Consider the following 21,340-nt stretch of genomic DNA (forward strand, 5'->3'; position numbering starts at 1 on the left):
TTCTTCCCGAAAAAAATGTGAGCAGTTACGCTCACATTTGTTGTTCTTCTTCATAATCACACGAAATACATTGTACTTGCACGCCTTTTTTTAACTTTTTCTCTACGAGCATACCTTCACACTTCGGACATTTACGACCAATCGGCTTATCCCAAGATACAAAGTCACATTCTGGATACGTACCGCATCCGTAGAAAAGGCGTTTCTTTTTATTACTACGGCGTTCAATAATTTGCCCTTTATCACACTTCGGACAAGTAACACCGATTTCTTTTACAATCGGTTTTGTATTACGACATTCCGGGAAATTTGAACAAGCCATAAACTTCCCATATTTACCCATTTTAAAGACCATCGGGTGACTACATAATTCACAGTCTTCCCCAGCTGGTTCATCTTTAATTTCCACTTCACGCATTTCTTTTTCCGCTTTTTCTAAGCGCGGTTCAAATCCTACGTAGAAATCATCAACAATTTTCACCCAATTTGCATTTCCTTCTTCTACTTCATCAAGGCTTTGCTCCATATTGGCAGTAAATTCAATGTTAATAATTTCTGGGAAAAACTCTAAAATAAGTTCGATTACTATTCCACCAAGCTCAGTCGGAACGAAGCGTTTATTATCTAAAGCAACGTATCCTCGTTTTTGGATTGTTTCAAGTGTCGGTACATAAGTAGACGGTCTCCCAATTCCAAGCTCTTCAAGTGTTCTTACTAGACGAGCCTCTGTGTAACGCGGCGGAGGCTGTGTGTAATGTTGCTTTGGTTCTATATCTTTTGAAAATACAGTTTCACCTACTTCTAACGGTGGCAACATCTTATCCTTTTCTTCCGCACCATCATCTTTCGACTCTACGTACACTTTCATAAATCCTGGGAACTTTACAACTGATCCACTTGCACGGAACTGAACATTGTTATTAATGAGTTTCGCTGTAACAGTATCCATTATAGCAGATGCCATTTGACTTGCAACAAATCGCTCCCAAATCAGTTTATACAAACGGAGTTGATCACGACTTAAGAAACTTTTTAGTTCCTCTGGCTTTCTCATTACCGAAGTAGGACGAATCGCCTCATGCGCATCTTGTGCTTTCGACTTTTTCGTTTCTTTCCTCTTCTCTGTTCCTATGTATTCCGCACCAAACGCCTCAGTAATGTAATCACGAGCCTCTGTTTGAGCTGTTTCTGAGATACGTGTTGAATCAGTTCTCATATACGTAATAAGACCTACAGTCCCTTGTTTTCCAAGATCTATCCCTTCATACAGCTGCTGTGCAAGCATCATTGTTTTCTTTGCTCGCATATTTAACTTACGCGCTGCCTCTTGTTGCAAGGAAGATGTTGTAAACGGTAATGCAGGGTTACGCTTTCGCTCTTTTCGCGTTACATTTTCAACCGAAAACGCATTGTCTTTCATCTTTTCGATTATTTCGTTCACTTGTGCTTCGTTCGTTAATTGAACTTTTTCACCATCTACACCGTAAAAGCTTGCTTCAAATGTGTCTTTCCCTTTCACAAATTCTGTTTTAATTGTCCAGAATTCTTCAGGTTCAAAACTTTGAATTTCTTTTTCACGTTCGATGATTAAACGAACTGCTACAGATTGTACGCGTCCTGCACTTAATCCTTTTTTTACTTTCTTCCATAATAAAGGACTAATATTGTAACCAACAAGACGATCGAGTATACGCCTTGCCTGTTGTGCATCTACTAAATCCATATTAATTGCACGAGGATATTTAAATGATTCTTTTATTGCATCTTTTGTAATCTCATTAAATACAACTCGGCAATCTGATTCAACGTCCACATTTAACGTATTTGCTAAATGCCAAGCAATTGCTTCTCCTTCACGATCCGGATCGGCCGCGAGATAGACTTTCTTTGCTTTTTTTGCCGCTGATTTTAAATCTTTTAAAACGGGACCCTTACCACGAATGGTAATATACTTCGGGGTGAAGTTATTCTTTACTTCTATCCCCATTTGGCTTTTAGGTAAATCGCGGACATGTCCCATGGACGCGACGACTTTGTATTTTTTCCCTAAATATTTTTCAATGGTCTTCGCCTTAGAAGGCGACTCCACGATTACGAGGTAATCTGACATGCTAGTGCCTCCTTAAGAGGTGGATTCAAGTCTTCATCAATCTTATTGATTTCTCTTGTTTTTGTCAATCAAGAATGAATATACCATACAGCGACAATCTACCATTTGTCAATAATTGTTTAATAAAAACATAAAAATATATGGTTAATTTAAAATTTCTTCAAGGATATCCTCCGCATTTCTTACTAGCTTGGCGCCTTGTTGAATTAGATGATTCGTTCCCGCTGCACTCTCTATAAATATAGGTCCAGGAAGCGCAAACACCTCTCTATTTTGTTCTAGCGCAAGGTCTGCAGTAATAAGGGATCCACTTCTCGTTTTTGCTTCTACAACTAAAACACCTTTACTTATACCGCTAATAATTCGATTTCTTTTTGGGAAATACCATTTTTTCGGCACATAATGGGGCGGATACTCTGTCAATAACAATATATAATCTTTCCACGTGTCATATAAACCTCTATTCTCCTTTGGATACATATAAGATAATCCATGTCCTAATATTGCAATGGTCGGGCAATGCTGCCTTACTGTAACTTCATGAGCAATTGTATCTATCCCTCTTGCAAACCCACTAACAATAAGCCATTCTTTTTCAAGTAAAGGTTGTAAAATAAACTTCATACTCTCCTTTCCATATAAAGACGGTTCTCTCGTTCCAACAATCGCTAATTTATTTACTTTATTTAGAAAATCTCTTTCTCCTTTTCCGTATAAAACAAAAGGGGGATCTTCTATTTCTCGCAGTAATTGTGGATAGTCCTTATCCCATATTGTTATATAAAATATTCTCTTTTTTTCTAACTGGGATACATATTGTTGGAGATTTGAAATTTGAAGAAAATTTACTAGTTCTAAAGATTTTTTCGAGGATATTCCAGCGTAATATTCAAATTGTTTCGGACTAAAAGTGTATATTCCCTTCAGTTCTGGATCAACATATAGTAGTCTCTCCATCGCCTTCCAATGATCCGCCAACATGTAATGAAGGTGCAATAAACGTTCTCTTTTCATCTCAATTCTCCTTACCCATAATTTTTATTATGTAAACAAAAAATGTGTAAAAAGACACCCTCTAATAAGAAGGTGTCTTTCAAAAAGATTAGTAGTTTTTACAAGTCTCAAATAATCCCTTTTCTTTTAAAACAGAGATTAATGTTTCACCCATAACAGCTGGTGTTTCCGCTACTTTAATACCACAAGCTTCCATTGTTTTAATCTTTTCAGCAGCAGTTCCTTTGCCGCCAGAAATGATCGCCCCAGCATGACCCATACGTTTGCCTTCAGGCGCTGTTTGACCACCAATGAAGCCTACAACTGGTTTTGTCATATTAGCTTGTACCCATTCTGCTGCTTCTTCTTCTGCCGTACCGCCGATTTCACCAATCATAATTACAGCATGCGTTTCTTCATCTTCATTAAATGCTTTTAACGCATCAATAAAGTCCGTACCGTTAACAGGGTCTCCCCCGATACCTACAGCAGTAGATTGGCCAATACCTTCTTGCGTTAACTGATGTACAGCTTCATACGTTAATGTACCAGAGCGAGATACGATACCAACATGACCTTTTTTGTGAATATATCCTGGCATAATACCAATTTTACATTCGTCAGGTGTAATGACACCAGGGCAGTTTGGTCCAAGTAAACGTGTATGTTTACCCGCCATATATCTCTTTACATTTACCATATCTAATACAGGGATTCCTTCAGTAATACATACTACTAAATCAACCTTTGCATCAACAGCTTCCATAATTGCATCAGCCGCAAAAGCGGGTGGAACGTATACAACTGAAGCGTTTGCGCCTGTTGCTTTCACAGCATCTTCTACTGTATCAAATACTGGTACGCCTTCAATATCAGTGCCACCTTTACCTGGTGTTACACCACCTACAATTTTCGTACCGTATTCAATCATTTGCTTTGTATGGAATAACCCTTGAGAACCTGTAATACCTTGAACAATAACTTTTGTATCTTTATTAACTAATACGCTCATTTTTCTCCCCCGCTTTCTATTAGCCCACTAGTGAAACAATTTTTTGTGCACCGTCTGCCATAGATTCTGCTGCAACAATATTTAAACCAGACTCATTTAAAATTTTCTTTCCTAGCTCTACGTTTGTACCTTCAAGACGTACAACTAAAGGCAACTCAAGGCCTACCTGCTTCGTCGCTTCAATAACACCTTCTGCGATAACATCACACTTCATAATGCCACCAAAAATGTTAACGAAGATACCTTTTACATTTTTGTCAGAAAGGATAATTTTGAATGCTTCTGTAACTTTTTCAGCTGTTGCGCCGCCACCAACATCTAAGAAGTTAGCTGGGTCACCATGGTAATGTTTAATGATATCCATTGTAGCCATTGCTAAACCTGCACCATTAACCATACAACCGATATTTCCATCTAAAGGAATGTAGTTTAAGTCATATTTAGAAGCTTCAATTTCTTTTGAATCTTCTTCTTCAAGATCACGAAGTTCTAAAATATCTTTATTGCGATATAACGCATTAGAATCAAAGTTTAATTTTGCATCTAACGCCATAACTTTACCGTCACCTGTTGTAACAAGTGGATTAATCTCAGCGATAGAGCAATCTTTTTCGATAAACGCACTGTATAAGCCCATCATAAACTTCACAGCTTGTCCTACAAGTTCTTTTGGGATATTGATGTTAAACGCGATTCTACGCGCTTGGAAACCTTGTAAACCTACTGCTGGATCAATATATTCTTTAAAGATTTTTTCAGGCGTTTTTTCTGCTACTTCTTCAATTTCTGTTCCACCTTCTTCAGATGCCATTAAAACAACTTGAGAAGTTGCACGATCTAATACAAGACCTACATAATATTCTTTTTTAATATCGCAACCTTCTTCGATAAGTAAGCGTTTTACTTCCTTACCTTCAGGACCTGTTTGATGCGTCACAAGTGTAGTTCCTAAAATGCTTTCTGCATATGTACGAACTTCTTCTAAATTTTTCGCAACTTTTACACCGCCAGCTTTGCCGCGTCCACCAGCGTGAATTTGCGCTTTAACTACACATACTTCCGTTCCTAATTCTTTCGCTGCTTCTACAGCTTCTTCTACTGTAAATGCAACCTTCCCGTTCGGAACGCTAACCCCATAGCTTCTAAGGACTGCCTTACCTTGGTACTCATGGATATTCATGGTCCCATCCTCCCCTGTTTTCCTGTTTTACTCGAAAAGTTTTTTAATGTTTAAAAAACATTACATTGCCATTGTATAAGATGATTGGCACGCTGTCTACAATAAAGTGTCAGAAAACTGAAATCGCTTTATTCTTTTTCGAAAATAATAATGTTTATATACCAAAATAAAAAATAAGCTGTGAATATACAGCTTATTTTTGAATCATATCTTTAATTGGCGCGAATGATTTTCGATGTTCTTCTAATACTCCATGTACTTCAATCGCTTCTAAATGCTGTTTCGTCCCATATCCCATATGTTGTTCGAATCCATATGCAGGATACTTTCCTCCTAACTCTTTCATCATGCGATCTCTCGTCACTTTCGCAATAATAGATGCAGCTGAAATAGAGACACTTTTCGCATCACCTTTAATGATTGATGTTTGCGGAATTGATGTAGGAAGCTTCATCGCATCGATTAATAAATATTCTGGTGTACATGATAAATTAGCAACGGCATCTAACATCGCTTGCTTCGTTGCTTGATAAATATTTATTTCATCAATAACTTGTGGTGATATAATTCCAACTCCAATCGCAATTGCATGCTCTTTAATTTCATCATAAAAACGCTCACGTTTCGCTTCACTTAATTTTTTCGAGTCATTTAATCCTGGAATATAAAAATCTTCCGGAAGGACGACTGCCGCCGTCACAACCGGTCCTGCTAACGGCCCACGACCCACTTCATCAATACCAGCAATGTATGTGAGCCCTTTTTCACGTAACTCATTTTCGTACTTTGACATTTCTAGAAATTTTTCTCTTTCTTTTTGCGCTAACTCTTTTTGTTTATACCACTTCAAAATTAGTTTTTGAACACCTTTTCGCTCATCTTTCACTAACATTTGAAAACGCTCGTCTTCTTCATTCATAATTTCTTGCAGCAAACATTCCGCTTCATGAATAGTCATTTTTTGCATCTATTTACACTCCTTTTAAACGTAACCAAAAAGAAAAGACGTACAAACGCACGTCTTATACTTCTTCTACTTTTTCCGCATCTTCTACCTGCTCTGCAAACTCTTCTGGTGTTTCAAATGTCATTTTTCCTAATCTTCCACCACGAAGCTCACGAAGTATAAGCTCAGATGTTTTATCATAATCAATCATTCCGCCGCCCATTAAGCAACCTCTATTTTTTCCAATTGCATCAAATAACTCCACAATTTCTTCTGGAATGTCATTTAAATTATATCGCTCTTTTAAACGTTCCGGATAATGTTTTTCCATAAAACGTAACGCATAAATAGCTACATCCTGTAGATTTAATATAGAATCTTTAATTGCACCAGTCGTCGCTAAACGAAGACCAACTAATTCATCTTCAAATTTAGGCCACAAAATACCTGGTGTATCTAATAATTCCATTTCTTTCCCAACTTTTATCCACTGCTGGGCCGTTGTCACACCAGGACGATCTCCTGTTTTTGCTATATTCTTCTTCGCTAATTTATTAATTAGTGTAGATTTACCAACGTTTGGAATACCTACAATTAAAGCGCGAATTGCTCTTGGTCTAATGCCTTTAGCAACCATTTTATCGAATTTTTCTTTGACAAGAACTTTACAAGCTGCTGCAATTTCTTTCATACCTTGTCCAGCTTGCGCATTAATTGAAATTGCCTTTTGACCTCTTTCATCAAAATATGCAATCCACTGCTTTGTAAGACGATCATCCGCCATATCCGCTTTATTTAAAACAACAAGCCTTGGTTTATGTGTAATAATTTCATCAATCATTGGATTACGAGAAGATAAAGGTAATCGAGCATCTACAAGCTCAATTACAACATCAATTAACTTTAATTTTTCTGTTACTTGGCGTCTAGCCTTTGCCATATGTCCTGGGAACCATTGAATTACCATGTTGCCACCTTCTTTTTCTTTTATTTCACAATACGTGCATCTTTTAACGGCCAATATAGCATATTTGCTTTACCAATCACTTGGTCCATTGAAATTGTACCAATCGAACGGCTATCTTTACTAAAACGACGATTATCGCCTAAAACAAATAATTGACCTTCTGGAACAGTTTTCTTTCCTGTCATTTCTTCAAGAGTAAAATCATATGTAAGCGGTCCGTCAGCAAGTTGTTTTTTCTGCTTATCTAAATACGGCTCCTCATAAGGTTTCCCGTTAACATATAGTTTATCATTACGGTATTCGATTTCGTCGCCTGGCAGGCCAATAATACGCTTAATATAATCTTTTTCTTCCGTCGCTCGGAATACAATAATATCAAAGCGTTTCGGATCACCTATGTGATAGCCAATTTTATTAACAATCATTCGATCACGGTCATGTAAAGTCGGCGACATCGATACACCGTCTACGAGAATTGGGGCAAAGAAAAACTGTCTAATTACGCCCGCTAATACAACAGCAATCAAAATTGCTTTGATCCATTCCCAAAGTGAGCTCTTCTCTTTCTTCATGCTTTCCCCTCCACTGTTATGTAAGCTGCTCGTATTATACCAAAATTTCATATAGATTGGAAAAAGGGAGCTTGTGTATTTACAAGCTCCCATACATGTCTTATCGAATTTCTTTAATACGTGCTTTTTTACCGCGAAGGTTACGTAAGTAGTATAACTTAGCACGACGTACTTTACCACGGCGAAGTACTTCGATGTTCGCGATTCTTGGCGTGTGAACTGGGAATGTACGCTCAACACCTACACCGTAAGAAATCTTACGAACTGTGAATGTTTCACTGATTCCGCCACCACGACGTTTAATTACAACACCTTCGAAAAGCTGAATTCTTTCACGAGTTCCCTCAACTACTTTTACGTGTACACGTAAAGTGTCTCCAGGACGGAATGAAGGAAGGTCAGTTTTCAATTGGCCTTTTGTGATTTCTGTGATTAATTGTTGCATATTAAATTCTCTCCTTTAAACAGATGCTCTTATAAAGTCTTATTAAATTACAGCGGAACATCGTTAATACGGCTACTGATTTCAGTAGCACAAATGTTATAATAGCATATTGCTAGGACTGTTGCAATAGAAAATATATCAAGCCCTTATCGGTCTTCTTTAATCTGTTCCAGCCATTTCTCTTCTTGCTTAGATAATTCTCGTTCTTCCAGTAAATCCGGTCTACGTGTGTACGTACGACGTAGTGACTCTTTATGGCGCCATTCATCAATGTTTTTATGATTTCCTGACATTAGTACATCCGGTACCTTCATACCACGAAAATCAGCAGGACGTGTATAATGTGGGTGTTCTAACAAACCTGTGCTAAAAGAGTCTTCCACTTGTGACGTTTGATTCCCAAGCACTCCTGGCAAAAGACGTACAACACTGTCAGTGACTACCATAGAAGCCAATTCTCCACCCGTTAATACGTAATCCCCAATAGAAATCTCATCTGTTACAAGATGCTCACGAATTCGTTCATCGTATCCTTCATAATGGCCACATACAAAAATAACATGCTCTTCTCCAGCAAGCTCTTCTGCCTTCTTCTGCGTGAAACGCTCTCCTTGTGGACACATTAAGACGATTCTCGGCTTACGGTCTGTTTCCTTCGTTAACTCTTCTACTGCGTCAAAGATAGGCTGTGGGGTTAATACCATACCAGCGCCCCCACCATACGGATAATCATCTACACTATTATGCTTACTAGTTGTATACTCACGAAAATTGACAACACGAAGCTCTACCGCTTCTTTTTCTTGTGCTTTCTTTAAAATTGAAGAACCAAATACACCCGTAAACATATCTGGAAACAATGTTAAAATGTCAATTTTCATTATAGTAGCCCTTCCATTACATGAATGGTTACTAATTTATTTTCAATGTTAACTTGAAGTACAACGTCATCAATATAAGGAATTAACAAATCTTGACCCTTTGGACGTTTAATCACCCAAACGTCATTCGCACCAGGAGATAGAATCTCTTTGATTGTCCCTAACGCTTCTCCTTCTTCCGTTACAACGTTGCAACCAATAATTTCATGGTAGTAGTATTCACCTTCAGCTAGTTCGCCTAACTGCTCTTCTGGTACTTTTATTAAAGAACCTTTTAACTTCTCTACTTCATCTACATTGTTGTATCCTTCAAGTGTTAATAAATCAAATGTCTTATGTTGACGATGAGAAGTTACCTTCACTGTAAGGTAGTCTGTACCTTTCTCATCCCATATGTATAACGTGTTCCCTACTTTATATCGCTCTTCTGGAAAATCAGTACGAGAAATAACACGAATTTCTCCTTTTACGCCATGAGTATTTACAATTTTCCCTACATTAAACCATTTTGTCATAAATAGTATGTCACCCCTGGTTTCTATATAAATTAAGCATTTCCATTTTATATATGGAACATGCAATTTCTCTTTAAATGTTAAAAAAGGGAGAGGAAATAACTCCTCGCCCTTTTTACGTTTATTGAATTTCCAGTGTGACGTTCTCATCATTATGATGTCCCACTGAATACAAGAGCATTCTAATCGCTTTCGCAACTTTCCCTTGCTTTCCAATGACTTTTCCAACATCCTCAGGATGTACAGTTAATCGATACTTTATTTCTCCGTTGCAAAGTTCCTGTGTAACTTTTACATCTCCAGGATGATCCACAAGAGGTTTAACAATTGTCTCGACTAACATTTTCATTGTCATTGCCTCAATTACTTACCTTGTTTAGATAAGTGGAATTTCTCCATGATACCTTGGTTAGAGAAAAGGTTACGAACTGTATCAGATGGTTTAGCACCATTTCCTAACCATTTTAATGCTGCTTCTTCGTTGATCTTAACTTCCGCTGGTTGAGCAACCGGATTGTAAGTACCGATTTCCTCAATGAAACGTCCGTCACGAGGAGAACGAGAATCTGCAACAACTACACGATAGAAAGGAGTTTTTTTAGCTCCCATACGTTTTAAACGAATTTTAACTGCCATTTATAAAGCACCTCCGAATTTATTTCACACAGATAATTATATTAGCAAAAAGACTATTGCTTTGTAAAGTATTTTTTCTTAACAGAGCCATCTTTTTTCCTTACATGAATGGAAACTTCAATCCACCTAGTCCTTTTTTCTTACCTTTTTGCATTCCCGTCATCGTCTTCATCATTTTTTTCATATCATCAAATTGCTTGATTAGACGATTGATTTCTTGTACCGTTGTACCGCTACCTTTGGCAATGCGCTTTTTACGACTAGCATTGATTATTTCCGGTTGTTCTCGTTCTACTTTAGTCATAGAACGAATAATTGCCTCAATATGCCCAATTTGTTTTTCATCAACTTGTGCATTTTTCAGCCCTTTAATTTTATTTGCACCAGGAAGCATTCCTAACAATTCGTCAAGCGGTCCAAGTTGACGCACTTGTCCAAGTTGTTCTAGGAAATCGTCAAGCGTAAACGAAAGCGTACGCATTTTTTGCTCAAGTTCTTTTGCTTTCTCTTCATCAACTGTAGCTTGCGCTTTTTCAATTAATGTTAAGACGTCGCCCATCCCTAAAATACGGGATGCCATACGTTCTGGATGGAACGCTTCAATTGCATCTAGTTTTTCACCCATACCAGCAAATTTAATTGGTGTATTTGTTACAGCCTTAATAGATAATGCCGCACCACCGCGCGTATCACCATCTAATTTCGTTAGTACAACACCTGTTAATCCTAACTGTTCATGGAAACTTTGTGCTACATTTACCGCGTCTTGTCCTGTCATCGCATCGACAACAAGGAAAATTTCATCCGGCTTCGCAACTTCTTTGACTTTCGCTAATTCACCCATTAGTTCTTCATCAATATGCAGGCGACCCGCTGTATCGATTAAAACGTAATCGTGATGATCTTCTTTTGCTTTCGCAATCGCTTGTTTCGCAATTTCAACCGGACTTACTTGATCTCCTAAGGAGAAAACAGGCATGTCCAATTGCTTCCCTAATGTTTCAAGCTGTTTAATCGCTGCTGGACGGTAAATATCCGCTGCAACAAGCATCGGTTTACGATTATGCTTTTTACGAAGCAAATTTGCAAGCTTACCTGTCGTCGTTGTTTTACCCGCACCTTGCAGACCAACCATCATTATAACAGTAGGTGGCTTATTAGCAACAGCAATTTTGCTTTGCTCTCCGCCCATAAGTTCTGTAAGTTCTTCCTGTACGATTTTAATTACTTGTTGTCCAGGTGTCAAACTTTTCATTACATCTTGTCCGACAGCACGCTCAGACACACGCTTTATAAAATCTTTTACTACTTTAAAGTTAACATCCGCTTCTAAAAGAGCTAGACGAACTTCTCTCATCATTTCTTTTACATCGGCTTCAGAAACTTTTCCTTTGCCGCGGATTTTTTGCATTGTCTGTTGAAGTCGGTCGGCTAATCCTTCAAATGCCATATTGCCGCCCTCCTAATCTAATTTTTCGATAGCTTCAACAACTTGTTTCATTTCTTCATTCACATGCTCTTCTTCGCTGAGTAGCTGTTTTAGCTTTGCAACAAGTCGCTGTCGCTCTTGAAACTTTTGAAGTAATACTAATTTATCTTCATATTCTTCAAGCATCGCTTCAGTCCGTTTAATGTTATCATACACGGCTTGGCGACTTACATCAAATTCTTCCGCAATTTCACCAAGAGATAAATCATCTAGATAATAAAGCGACATATAACTTCTTTGTTTTTGCGTTAACAACGATTGATAAAAATCAAATAAATAGTTCATTCTCGTTGTTTTCTCGAGCATGTTGGATCATCCTTTGTTAAGTGATTTCCCTTTACATGACTTAGTTTACATGGAGTATAAAAGAGTGTCAAGTTTTTTTCTTAACATCACATATTTTTATAAAAAAAGAAGCGGAAATACCGCTTCTTTCACTTACACTTCTTCTGTTTCTACTACGTTCGCAAACAAACCATAAACATATTGTTCTGGATCAAACTGTTGCAGATCATCCATTTGCTCTCCTAGCCCAACAAATTTCACCGGAACATCCATTTCGTTACGAATCGCTAAGACGATACCACCTTTAGCAGTTCCATCTAACTTCGTTAAAACAATACCAGTAACATTCGTTGCTTCACGGAATGTTTTCGCTTGGCTTAAACCATTTTGCCCTGTTGTTGCATCAATAACAAGTAATACTTCATGAGGAGCCCCTGGTACTTCACGCTCAATTACACGCTTCACTTTCTCTAACTCATTCATTAAGTTTACTTTATTTTGTAAGCGTCCCGCTGTATCACATAGCAATACATCCACTTTACGGGCCTTTGCCGCTTGTACAGCATCATACATAACAGCCGCTGGATCAGATCCTGACCCTTGTTTAATTACTTCTACACCAACACGATCGCCCCATACTTCTAATTGCTCAATCGCCCCAGCACGGAATGTATCTCCTGCCGCCAATAGGACAGACTTACCTTCTGATTTAAATTTATGTGCAAGCTTACCAATCGTCGTCGTTTTCCCCACACCATTCACACCAACAAATAAAACTACTGTTAATTGATCCTCTTGTATATTAACTTCATTACTAAAATCGCTGTCACCTTTGTAAATGCCCACTAGCTTTTCAGAAATAACAGCCTGTACTTCTTTCGGATCTTGAATGTTACGACGTTGCACTTCTTCTTTCAACTGATCAATTAATTCCATCACTGTCGAAACTCCGACATCCGCACTAATTAAAATTTCTTCTAATTCTTCAAAGAAATCTTCGTCTATTTTGCGGTAACGGTACACTAAGTCATTTACTTTATCAGCAAATGAATTTCTCGTTTTTTCTAATCCTTGTTTAAACTTCTCTGTTACCGTATCCGTTTGTTTTGAAATTTTTTCTTTTAATTTTTTTAAAAAGCTCATACTTCCCATCCTTCCTATCTACTTGCAACAAGTTCTTCGCCATCATCTAAACGAACAGAAACAAGCTTCGACACCCCTGATTCTTGCATTGTTACACCGTACAATACATCAGACTCTTCCATTGTACCTTTTCGGTGTGTAATTACAATAAACTGCGTTTCATCACTAAATTTCTTTAAATACTGCGCAAAACGAGCAACGTTTGCCTCATCAAGAGCTGCTTCCACTTCATCTAGAACACAGAATGGAACTGGGCGTACTTTTAAAATACCAAATAAGAGCGCAATTGCCGTTAAAGCACGCTCTCCCCCTGAAAGTAAACCTAAATTTTGTAGTTTCTTCCCTGGTGGTTGCGCTACAATATCAATACCCGTATTTAGTAAATCTTCTGGGTTTGTCATTACTAAATCCGCTCTTCCACCTCCGAATAATTCAGAGAATACAGATTGAAACTCTGTTCGAATCCCTTCGAACGTAGTAGAAAAGCGTTTTTTCATCTCTTCATCCATTTCCGTAATAAGTTGATGCAATGTCGATTTCGCTTCTTCTAGGTCATCTCTTTGCTCTAATAAGAATGTATGGCGCTCTGCTACACGTTCATACTCATCAATTGCCCCTAAATTTACTGCGCCTAACTCTTCAATGGATAGTTTAATTAATTTCACCTTTTTACGTGCATCTTCTGCAGGCATCATCATTGTATACTTAAGTTTTGCTGCTTCAAATGAAATAGTATATGTTTCACGTAAATGTTGCAATCTATTTTCCAGCTCTACATCAAGTCGGTTAATTTTCACTTCTTGATCTTTCAGCATCTCAAGAATATATTTATGTTTACCTATTGTTTCTTTCACACCGCGCTCTAAATGCTCGACTCTTTCTTGCAATGATACGCGTTGTTCACGACGAGAACGAATTAACTCCGAAGTTTGATTACGATCATACGCTTTCTTCTCAATCATATTCGTAATTTGTTCTTCGCCACTTGAATTAGATGTCATCTCTTGCTTTAAGAACGCTAAATCTTCTTTCGTTTTTACAAGCGTCGCATCAGTCTCTTCTTTTTCCTTCGTCAATCGTTCGACTTTTTCTTTTTGATTAGACAAACGTTGTTGTTGTTCAGCAGCTTGTACTTTTAGCTCCGTCATTTCCTTCTGAACTTTTTCTTTTGAAGAATATTGTTCACTTTTTTGTTTCGTTAAAACGACGATTTTGCTATCTAATTCCCCAATCTCAGCTTGAAGAGTCGCTAAAATCTTTTCTAATTCTTCTTTGCGCCCTTGCATTTTTACTTGATCTTGTAAAAATCCTTCAATCTCTAAATCGTAAATCGATAAACGATCATTAATACGATGTTCATCTAATTCTAAACGATTAATTTCTTCTCTTAGCTTCTGTTCATCTACACGTTCGGTCTCTACACCTTGGCGTAGCTCTCGTATTTGTACTTCTTTTTCTTGAATCTCTTGCTTTACTGCTTTAACAAAGTTTTCTAGCTTTGTTGTTTTTTCTTCCATGTCAGTTAGTTTTTTAGTCCACTCTTCAAGTTCACGTTGACGTCCCAATAAAGAGGATTTCGCCTGTTTTACAGCTCCACCCGTCATAGAACCACCCGGGTTCACTACGTCACCTTCGAGTGTTACAATACGATGGCGGTATTGCAGTTGTTTCGCTAACTCATTTGCTCCGCGTAAATCTTTCGCAACAACAACTGTACCTAATAAACTTGAAACTACATTCTCATATTTATTATTGTACTGCACAAGTTCTGCCGCTACACCGACAAACGATGGATGCTGATTCACAATGCGTAATTGATCAAATGATAGCGATCGACTTTTAATAACAGCTTGAGGTAAAAACGTTGCACGGCCATGTTTATTTTGCTTTAAAAATGCAATTGCATTACGAGCATGCTCTTCTGTTTGTACTACGATATGTTGCATCGCTGCCCCAAGGGCGATTTCCATTGCGATTTCATATTCTTTCGGCACAGTCAGAAGTTCTGCAACAGCTCCCTCAATACCTTGTAGTCTATTTTCTCTAGCCTTTAATACTTCACGTACCCCTTGATAGAAGCCAGAGTAGTCCTCTTGCATCTCTTCTAACATTTCTTTACGAGAGCGCGCCTGTTGCACAAATTGATACGCTTGATACAGTTTCGTTTCATTTTCACTATACTGTGACTTACATTTCCCAAGTGCCGTTTCTGTCTTCTGTATGTTAGAAATAATGCCAGCTATTTTCTCTCTCGCTTGCTCATAACTGTCTACAAGTTTCGCCTTTTTCGCTGTAATTTCCACACGCATCTGTACATACTTTTCATTTTCTTCATCAAGTCGTTCGTTTTTAGAGTTTTGCTGTTTTGATTGTTCTTCAATCATAGATAATTCATTACGAAGACTTGCTTGTTGATTTAAAAGTTCAATATAGTCACCTTTTAAATTCTCAATTTGTTCCTCTAAATTCTCAGCAAAAGTCGCAAGTAATTGCTCGTTATCATGCAATTTCTTCTCCAATTCTTTTACTTGATTCACAAATTGCATTAAAGCTTCTGTACTTGTTTCAATTTCGCCATCATAACTTGTAGTTTTCTCTGTTAACTCAACAATTAGCTTTTCAAGCTGCGCACAATGTGTCGTTGCATTTTGCTTTCTTTCCTTTAACAGCTCGCGTTGCCCTTCTAGTTTTTCTAGTTCTTTACTAGACAGAAGTAGAACTTCTTGTAAGGAATTTACAGATTCATCAACGGCTTGTAATTGCCCGCGTAATTCCTCAAGCTCTTCTTCACTTTTTTGTAAGTTCGCCGACATTTTAGCTTCTTCATCTTTATTATGCCCAAATTGATTTCGAAGCGCTTCCCACTTTTCATGTAATTCTTCAATTTCATGTACAATAAGCGCAGCTTCTACTTTCTCTAATTCTTCTTTTTTCTCAAGATAATCTTTCGCAATAGAAGCTTGTCTTTCTAGTGGTTCTACTTGACTACTTAATTCGTGAATAATATCTTGTACACGATTTAAGTTTTCTTGTGTTTCCGCCAATTTCCCTTCAGCTTTCTTTTTACGAAGTTTATATTTCAGCACACCCGCAGCTTCTTCAAATACACCACGACGTTCTTCTGATTTACTACTCAAAATCTCTTCGACTTTCCCCTGGCTAATAATCGAAAAAGCTTCCCTTCCCATACCAGAGTCCATAAATAAATCAATAATATCTTTTAATCTACAAGATTGTTTATTAATATAAAAATCACTATCACCCGAACGAGATACACGACGCGTTACACACACCTCGTTATACTCAATCGGTAAGCGTTGGTCTTCATTATTTAAAGTTAATGTAACTTCAGCAACATTAACCGCTCTTCTCGTATCACTGCCGGCAAAAATAATATCCTCCATCTTTGCACCGCGTAATGACTTTGCAGATTGTTCACCAAGTACCCAGCGAATTGCATCAGTAATATTACTTTTCCCGCTCCCGTTAGGTCCTACTACAGAAGTTACACCTGGAACAAAATCGACAGATACACGCTCAGCAAAAGACTTAAATCCTGCTATTTCTAATCTTTTTAAAAACACGAAAGGCCTTCCTCCTATTCTCCGTTGTTGTAAACGTTGTCTGTACGAAAACAAACTACTATACGGATTTCCCACTCCTTTTATTTATAAATAAAAGGAAAGTTTCATTCTATGCATAAGGAATCCCCCTCATTCAAAGGGGGATTCCTCATGATTGTTCTTTTAATTTTTTCAATGCTTCTGCAGCAGCTTGTTGCTCTGCCTCTTTTTTTGACTTACCACTTCCAAGACCTAATGCCTCATTATTTAAAGTTACACGGGACACAAATTCTCGGTTGTGGGCCGGTCCTTTTTCTTGCAAAATTTGATACTCAACATTGCCACTACCATCACGCTGAATCAATTCTTGCAATTGACTCTTATAATCCATCACATGAGAAAAAGCACCTTCATTAATTTTTGGATATACAACTTCTTTTAAGTATCCCCAAACTGTTTCTAGCCCTTGATCAAGATAAAGGGCACCAATAAACGCTTCAAAGACATCCGCTAATAAAGCTGGTCGTTCACGTCCACCCGTCATTTCCTCACCTTTCCCTAATAAAACAAGGCTACCAAATGACATTTCGTTTGCAAAACGAACAAGAGATGGCTCACATACAATAGCTGCACGTAGTTTTGTTAACTCTCCTTCGCTCATTGTCGGATATTTTTGAAACAGATACTGTGATACAGTGAGTTCCAATACAGCATCGCCAAGAAACTCAAGACGCTCATTGTCCTCATGCGGTTTTTTTCGATGCTCATTCACATACGATGAATGCGTAAACGCTTGAATCAATAATTTTTCATCTGTAAACGTAATACCTATCTCTTCTTGAAATACTTTAAAAGCTTCACGATATTTTGCTTCGTATTTTTTTTCTCTATGTTTTCGGTACGGCATAGGTCCCTCCAGATATAAGCCGAGAAGCCCCGTTAAAAAACGGGACTTCACTTAAGCATTATAGATGACTCTCTATGTAAGTCACAGCATCGCCAACAGTAGCAATCTTTTCAGCATCTTCATCAGAAATTTCCATTTCGAATTCATCTTCTAATTGCATTACAAGTTCTACTACATCTAGGGAGTCTGCGCCTAAATCTTCTTTGAAGCTTGCAGCTGGTACTACTTCAGTTTCTTCTACTCCTAAACGATCAACGACAATTTTGGTTACACGCTCTAAAACATCTGCCATTCTATTCACCTCCCCTCAAATATTATATAAAATATTGTCCAAAAAAACTAGGTGAAATCGATTCTTTTATTACATTACCATACCGCCATCAACATTTAACGTTTGACCTGTAACATATTTACTTTGATCAGAAGCAAAAAACGTTACAGTATTTGCGATATCTTGTGCTTCTCCAAACTGAGCTGCAGGAATTAATTTTAACATTTCGGCTTTTATATTTTCATCTAATACATCCGTCATATCAGTCGCAATAAACCCTGGAGCAATTGCATTTACAGTAATATTTCGGCTCGCTAATTCTTTTGCTGATGTTTTTGTTAATCCAATTACACCAGCTTTAGCAGCAACATAATTTGCTTGTCCTGGGTTTCCTGTTACACCAACAACAGAAGCGATATTAATAATACGTCCATGACGTTGACGCATCATATAGCGCGATACTGCTTTCGTACATAAGAAAACACCTTTTAAGTTTGTATTAATAACTGTATCCCATTCTTCTTCTTTCATACGCATTAATAAATTATCTTTTGTTACACCAGCGTTATTTACAAGAATATCAACTTGTCCAAACGTATCTACAGTTTGTTTCACCATTGCAGTAACATCATCAGCATTTGCAACATCTGCTCTTACTGCAATGGCATCTGAACCTAATTTCTTTATTTCATCAACTACTTCATTCGCCTTTTGCTCATTACCAGCATAATTTACTACAACATTTGCCCCTTGTTTCGCTAAATCAATAGCAATCGCACGACCAATCCCACGTGAAGCACCAGTTACTAATGCTACTTTCCCTTTTAACATCAGCTTTCTCCTCTCAAATTTGAAATGGTATCTCTTAATGTCTCTTCATCATATACCGCATATGCTTTCACTGAAGAATCAATCGACTTCATAAGACCAGCAAGTACTTTTCCAGGTCCGATTTCAATAAATGTATCTACCCCTTGATTCACCATATACTCAATAGATGGGTACCATAATACAGGCGAATAGAGCTGTTCAATTAGCTTTGCTTGAATATCTGTACCACGCGTAATAACATCTGCCGTAACATTTGCAATAACAGGAATATTCGTGTCTTGAATTGTAATTTCATTTAAAACACTTTGGAATTTCTCAGCAGCTGGTTTCATAAGCGAGGAATGAAACGGTCCACTTACTTTGAGCGGAATTGCTCTTTTAGCACCATTTTCTTTCGCTCTTTGAGAAGCAAGTTCTACTCCTTGCTTTGTTCCAGAAATAACAATTTGCTTCGTACTATTCATATTAGCAATTTGTACTGCATATCCTTCACTTGTTACTTCTTCTGTAACTCGTTTCAGCATATCCGGATCCGCACCTAAAATAGCTGCCATTGCACCTTCCCCGCCTGGAACAGCTTCTTCCATATATTTCCCGCGTTTCCTTACAGCATATACAGCGTCTTCGAATGTTAATGCACCAGCAGCTACAAGAGCGCTATATTCACCTAAACTATGTCCTGCGACAAAATCAGGTGTAATATCATACTCCTTCAAAGCTGTTAAAATTGCAAAGCTCGTTGTTAATAGTGCCGGCTGCGCATTTGTTGTTAATGTTAACTTTTCTTGCGGTCCTTCAAAAATCACTTCTGAAAGAGAATCATGCAAAACCTCATCCGCTTTTGCAAACACTTTCGCAACCTCTTTATTATTCTCCGCTAACTGTCTACCCATTCCAACTGCCTGTGAACCTTGGCCCGGAAAAAGAAATGCTATTTTTCCCATTTCAAATCCTCCTCTTATTGAAGCGGCTCCTTCTCCATTACACTTGAAATTGTAGGAATTACTTCTTTCGCTACCATTTCTCTCGTTTGACGAATCGCACTAAATATCGATTGGTCATTAGAAGAACCGTGAGCCTTAATGACAGGAGCTTTCAATCCAAACAACGCCGCTCCCCCATACTCCGAATAATCCATTTTATCTTTCAATACCATAAGTTTTGGTTTTAATACCGCTGCTGCTAATTTGCTCGTAAACGAACTCATTAATTGTTCTTTTAACATAGAGAATAACGCAAGTGCTGTTCCTTCTAATGATTTTAGCGCTACATTACCCGTAAAACCATCACATACAACAACGTCTGCTACACCTTGCAATAAATCTCTTGATTCAACGTTTCCAACGAAATTAATTGGTGCATCCTTGAGCATAGCAAAGACTTGTTTTGAAAGCTCGTTTCCTTTACCATCCTCTGTTCCAACGTTTAAAAGTCCAACGCGTGGATTTTTAATTCCTCTTACCTTCTCTGCGTAAACAGAGCCCATTACTGCATATTGATATAAATGAATTGGTTTTGCATCAACGTTGGCTCCAACATCTAACATAACAAAACCTTCTCCATCAACAGTTGGCATTGTAGGTGATAAAGCTGGTCGTTCAATTCCTTCCATACGACCAACAACAAACAATCCAGCTGCCATCAAAGCTCCTGTACTACCTGCTGATATACAAGCATCCGCTACGCCGTCTTTTACTTGCTGCGCCGCTAGTACCATTGAAGCTTGTTTTTTTCGACGAACCGCTCTTACTGGTTCGTCTGTCGATTCAATTTTTTCGTCCGTATGAAGTATAGTAATTCGCTCTTCACTCGTTAAATATTGACGAATTCCCTCTTCTTTCCCTACTAACGTAATATGTAAATCTGAGTATTCCTTAATAGCTTTCATTGCTCCTAATACTACAGCCTTTGGTGCATGATCGCCGCCCATTGCATCTATTGCGATTTTCATAAGTTGTTACCTTCCTCACTATAATTACTAGATCGATACATTTCAAAAGTGCCTGTAAAGACAAGTTCTTCTCCAACAAAACTACGCACTTTGACAACCGTCCGTCCTTTATCATTCTCTACATCTTCAACACGTACTTTTGCAACAACACGCTCTCCTAATTTTACAGGGCGAATATATCGAATGGTGGACTTTGCAGTTAAAGCTAATTCTTCATCAATAACCGCAACAGCTAGTGAGTTTGCTTGTGCAAACAAATGATGCCCACGAGCAATTTGATTTCTTTTAAATACATGCTCTACCTTTACTTCAAAGATAGAAATCGCATGTCTATCTAATTCTATATCAATAATTTCTCCGACAACCTCTTCTAACGGTAAAGATTTCACATCTTCTTCATGTTGTTTTGTAGCCACATGCTTAATTCGTTCTCTTAATTCAGGAATAGATAATTCCATACGATCAAGACGAACAGTTTGTATGCTCACTTGAAATTTTTCCGCTAAATCTTCATCCGTTATAAAAGGATTCGTTTCTATTGTTTGTTGTAATAATTCTTGTCTTTCTTTTTTACTTCTTCTTTTTTTCATACCGCACCATCCATTTTTATGACTAGGTACTAAAAGTAGTATATAATCATTAA

General features: G+C 37.8%; 22 protein-coding genes. All 22 read right to left on the reverse strand.

Annotated elements, in window-relative coordinates; genetic code table 11:
* Positions 1–31 precede the first annotated feature (31 nt).
* Entirely contained in the window at positions 32–2,110 is a 2,079-nt protein-coding gene (gene topA / locus MKY70_RS19755) for a type I DNA topoisomerase (RefSeq protein WP_002088184.1), read from the reverse strand.
* A gap of 144 nt (positions 2,111–2,254) precedes the next feature.
* On the reverse strand, positions 2,255–3,124 hold the full coding sequence (gene dprA / locus MKY70_RS19760; protein ID WP_088034482.1) for a DNA-processing protein DprA: 870 nt from the start codon (positions 3,122–3,124) through the stop codon (positions 2,255–2,257).
* Between the two features lie 88 nt (positions 3,125–3,212).
* Complete coding sequence (gene sucD / locus MKY70_RS19765) at positions 3,213–4,115, reverse strand: succinate--CoA ligase subunit alpha (protein WP_002033796.1); 903 nt, start codon at positions 4,113–4,115, stop codon at positions 3,213–3,215.
* 19 nt (positions 4,116–4,134) lie between these two features.
* Positions 4,135–5,295, reverse strand: a complete 1,161-nt coding sequence (gene sucC, locus MKY70_RS19770) for an ADP-forming succinate--CoA ligase subunit beta (protein ID WP_002014529.1) — start codon at positions 5,293–5,295, stop codon at positions 4,135–4,137.
* A 193-nt stretch (positions 5,296–5,488) separates the two neighbouring features.
* The gene (locus tag MKY70_RS19775; RefSeq protein WP_002014527.1) at positions 5,489–6,262 is read right to left on the reverse strand and encodes a ribonuclease HII; all 774 of its coding nucleotides are present in this window, start codon (positions 6,260–6,262) and stop codon (positions 5,489–5,491) included.
* A 55-nt stretch (positions 6,263–6,317) separates the two neighbouring features.
* Positions 6,318–7,208 carry a ribosome biogenesis GTPase YlqF gene (gene ylqF, locus MKY70_RS19780; protein ID WP_002014526.1) on the reverse strand — a complete coding sequence of 297 codons (891 nt, stop codon included), beginning with the start codon at positions 7,206–7,208 and terminating at the stop codon, positions 6,318–6,320.
* 20 nt (positions 7,209–7,228) lie between these two features.
* Positions 7,229–7,780 carry a signal peptidase I gene (lepB, locus tag MKY70_RS19785; RefSeq protein WP_002066791.1) on the reverse strand — a complete coding sequence of 184 codons (552 nt, stop codon included), beginning with the start codon at positions 7,778–7,780 and terminating at the stop codon, positions 7,229–7,231.
* Between the two features lie 100 nt (positions 7,781–7,880).
* Entirely contained in the window at positions 7,881–8,225 is a 345-nt protein-coding gene (gene rplS, locus MKY70_RS19790; RefSeq protein WP_002014524.1) for a 50S ribosomal protein L19, read from the reverse strand.
* Positions 8,226–8,371: 146 nt separating this feature from the next.
* Positions 8,372–9,106, reverse strand: coding sequence for a tRNA (guanosine(37)-N1)-methyltransferase TrmD (gene trmD / locus MKY70_RS19795; RefSeq protein WP_002014522.1), 735 nt, complete (start codon positions 9,104–9,106; stop codon positions 8,372–8,374).
* A complete protein-coding gene (gene rimM / locus MKY70_RS19800) occupies positions 9,106–9,621 on the reverse strand; it encodes a ribosome maturation factor RimM (protein ID WP_002014521.1) in 516 nt (171 codons plus the stop codon). Before rimM ends, trmD begins: the two co-directional genes overlap by 1 nt.
* Before the next feature lie 121 nt (positions 9,622–9,742).
* Positions 9,743–9,970 (reverse strand): KH domain-containing protein, encoded by a 228-nt coding sequence (locus MKY70_RS19805; protein ID WP_002088196.1) that lies wholly within the window; start codon positions 9,968–9,970, stop codon positions 9,743–9,745.
* Between the two features lie 14 nt (positions 9,971–9,984).
* On the reverse strand, positions 9,985–10,257 hold the full coding sequence (rpsP, locus tag MKY70_RS19810) for a 30S ribosomal protein S16 (protein ID WP_000268750.1): 273 nt from the start codon (positions 10,255–10,257) through the stop codon (positions 9,985–9,987).
* Between the two features lie 100 nt (positions 10,258–10,357).
* Positions 10,358–11,707, reverse strand: coding sequence for a signal recognition particle protein (ffh, locus tag MKY70_RS19815; protein ID WP_002014519.1), 1,350 nt, complete (start codon positions 11,705–11,707; stop codon positions 10,358–10,360).
* Between the two features lie 12 nt (positions 11,708–11,719).
* The gene (locus MKY70_RS19820; RefSeq protein WP_002033794.1) at positions 11,720–12,052 is read right to left on the reverse strand and encodes a putative DNA-binding protein; all 333 of its coding nucleotides are present in this window, start codon (positions 12,050–12,052) and stop codon (positions 11,720–11,722) included.
* Positions 12,053–12,184: 132 nt separating this feature from the next.
* The gene (gene ftsY / locus MKY70_RS19825; RefSeq protein WP_002088200.1) at positions 12,185–13,174 is read right to left on the reverse strand and encodes a signal recognition particle-docking protein FtsY; all 990 of its coding nucleotides are present in this window, start codon (positions 13,172–13,174) and stop codon (positions 12,185–12,187) included.
* A 14-nt stretch (positions 13,175–13,188) separates the two neighbouring features.
* Positions 13,189–16,758 carry a chromosome segregation protein SMC gene (gene smc / locus MKY70_RS19830; protein WP_088034480.1) on the reverse strand — a complete coding sequence of 1,190 codons (3,570 nt, stop codon included), beginning with the start codon at positions 16,756–16,758 and terminating at the stop codon, positions 13,189–13,191.
* 148 nt (positions 16,759–16,906) lie between these two features.
* The gene (rncS, locus tag MKY70_RS19835) at positions 16,907–17,644 is read right to left on the reverse strand and encodes a ribonuclease III (RefSeq protein ID WP_002033792.1); all 738 of its coding nucleotides are present in this window, start codon (positions 17,642–17,644) and stop codon (positions 16,907–16,909) included.
* A gap of 58 nt (positions 17,645–17,702) precedes the next feature.
* Positions 17,703–17,936, reverse strand: a complete 234-nt coding sequence (gene acpP, locus MKY70_RS19840) for an acyl carrier protein (protein WP_002014515.1) — start codon at positions 17,934–17,936, stop codon at positions 17,703–17,705.
* A gap of 69 nt (positions 17,937–18,005) precedes the next feature.
* Positions 18,006–18,746: a 3-oxoacyl-[acyl-carrier-protein] reductase gene (gene fabG, locus MKY70_RS19845; RefSeq protein WP_002014514.1), complete on the reverse strand. Its 741-nt coding sequence runs from the start codon at positions 18,744–18,746 to the stop codon at positions 18,006–18,008.
* Complete coding sequence (gene fabD / locus MKY70_RS19850; RefSeq protein WP_088034478.1) at positions 18,746–19,690, reverse strand: ACP S-malonyltransferase; 945 nt, start codon at positions 19,688–19,690, stop codon at positions 18,746–18,748. Before fabD ends, fabG begins: the two co-directional genes overlap by 1 nt.
* Before the next feature lie 14 nt (positions 19,691–19,704).
* A complete protein-coding gene (plsX, locus tag MKY70_RS19855; RefSeq protein ID WP_002128828.1) occupies positions 19,705–20,697 on the reverse strand; it encodes a phosphate acyltransferase PlsX in 993 nt (330 codons plus the stop codon).
* Entirely contained in the window at positions 20,694–21,287 is a 594-nt protein-coding gene (fapR, locus tag MKY70_RS19860; protein WP_000747354.1) for a transcription factor FapR, read from the reverse strand. The genes plsX and fapR overlap by 4 nt, the downstream gene beginning before the upstream one ends.
* Positions 21,288–21,340 lie beyond the last annotated feature (53 nt).

This window comes from Bacillus sp. FSL R9-9492, from assembly GCF_038007365.1.
In the GTDB taxonomy this organism is placed as follows: domain Bacteria; phylum Bacillota; class Bacilli; order Bacillales; family Bacillaceae_G; genus Bacillus_A; species Bacillus_A mycoides.

Excerpts from the sequence above, each read along its gene's own strand:
- ftsY (WP_002088200.1), bottom strand. The coding sequence starts at position 13,174 with ATGAGCTTTTTAAAAAAATTAAAAGAAAAAATTTCAAAACAAACGGAT.
- topA (WP_002088184.1), bottom strand. The coding sequence starts at position 2,110 with ATGTCAGATTACCTCGTAATCGTGGAGTCGCCTTCTAAGGCGAAGACC.
- rncS (WP_002033792.1), bottom strand. The coding sequence starts at position 17,644 with ATGCCGTACCGAAAACATAGAGAAAAAAAATACGAAGCAAAATATCGT.
- MKY70_RS19820 (WP_002033794.1), bottom strand. The coding sequence starts at position 12,052 with ATGCTCGAGAAAACAACGAGAATGAACTATTTATTTGATTTTTATCAA.
- rimM (WP_002014521.1), bottom strand. The coding sequence starts at position 9,621 with ATGACAAAATGGTTTAATGTAGGGAAAATTGTAAATACTCATGGCGTA.
- plsX (WP_002128828.1), bottom strand. The coding sequence starts at position 20,697 with ATGAAAATCGCAATAGATGCAATGGGCGGCGATCATGCACCAAAGGCT.
- acpP (WP_002014515.1), bottom strand. The coding sequence starts at position 17,936 with ATGGCAGATGTTTTAGAGCGTGTAACCAAAATTGTCGTTGATCGTTTA.
- fapR (WP_000747354.1), bottom strand. The coding sequence starts at position 21,287 with ATGAAAAAAAGAAGAAGTAAAAAAGAAAGACAAGAATTATTACAACAA.
- lepB (WP_002066791.1), bottom strand. The coding sequence starts at position 7,780 with ATGAAGAAAGAGAAGAGCTCACTTTGGGAATGGATCAAAGCAATTTTG.
- sucC (WP_002014529.1), bottom strand. The coding sequence starts at position 5,295 with ATGAATATCCATGAGTACCAAGGTAAGGCAGTCCTTAGAAGCTATGGG.
- dprA (WP_088034482.1), bottom strand. The coding sequence starts at position 3,124 with ATGAAAAGAGAACGTTTATTGCACCTTCATTACATGTTGGCGGATCAT.
- MKY70_RS19805 (WP_002088196.1), bottom strand. The coding sequence starts at position 9,970 with ATGAAAATGTTAGTCGAGACAATTGTTAAACCTCTTGTGGATCATCCT.
- rplS (WP_002014524.1), bottom strand. The coding sequence starts at position 8,225 with ATGCAACAATTAATCACAGAAATCACAAAAGGCCAATTGAAAACTGAC.
- sucD (WP_002033796.1), bottom strand. The coding sequence starts at position 4,115 with ATGAGCGTATTAGTTAATAAAGATACAAAAGTTATTGTTCAAGGTATT.
- fabG (WP_002014514.1), bottom strand. The coding sequence starts at position 18,746 with ATGTTAAAAGGGAAAGTAGCATTAGTAACTGGTGCTTCACGTGGGATT.
- MKY70_RS19775 (WP_002014527.1), bottom strand. The coding sequence starts at position 6,262 with ATGCAAAAAATGACTATTCATGAAGCGGAATGTTTGCTGCAAGAAATT.
- ffh (WP_002014519.1), bottom strand. The coding sequence starts at position 11,707 with ATGGCATTTGAAGGATTAGCCGACCGACTTCAACAGACAATGCAAAAA.
- fabD (WP_088034478.1), bottom strand. The coding sequence starts at position 19,690 with ATGGGAAAAATAGCATTTCTTTTTCCGGGCCAAGGTTCACAGGCAGTT.
- ylqF (WP_002014526.1), bottom strand. The coding sequence starts at position 7,208 with ATGGTAATTCAATGGTTCCCAGGACATATGGCAAAGGCTAGACGCCAA.
- rpsP (WP_000268750.1), bottom strand. The coding sequence starts at position 10,257 with ATGGCAGTTAAAATTCGTTTAAAACGTATGGGAGCTAAAAAAACTCCT.
- trmD (WP_002014522.1), bottom strand. The coding sequence starts at position 9,106 with ATGAAAATTGACATTTTAACATTGTTTCCAGATATGTTTACGGGTGTA.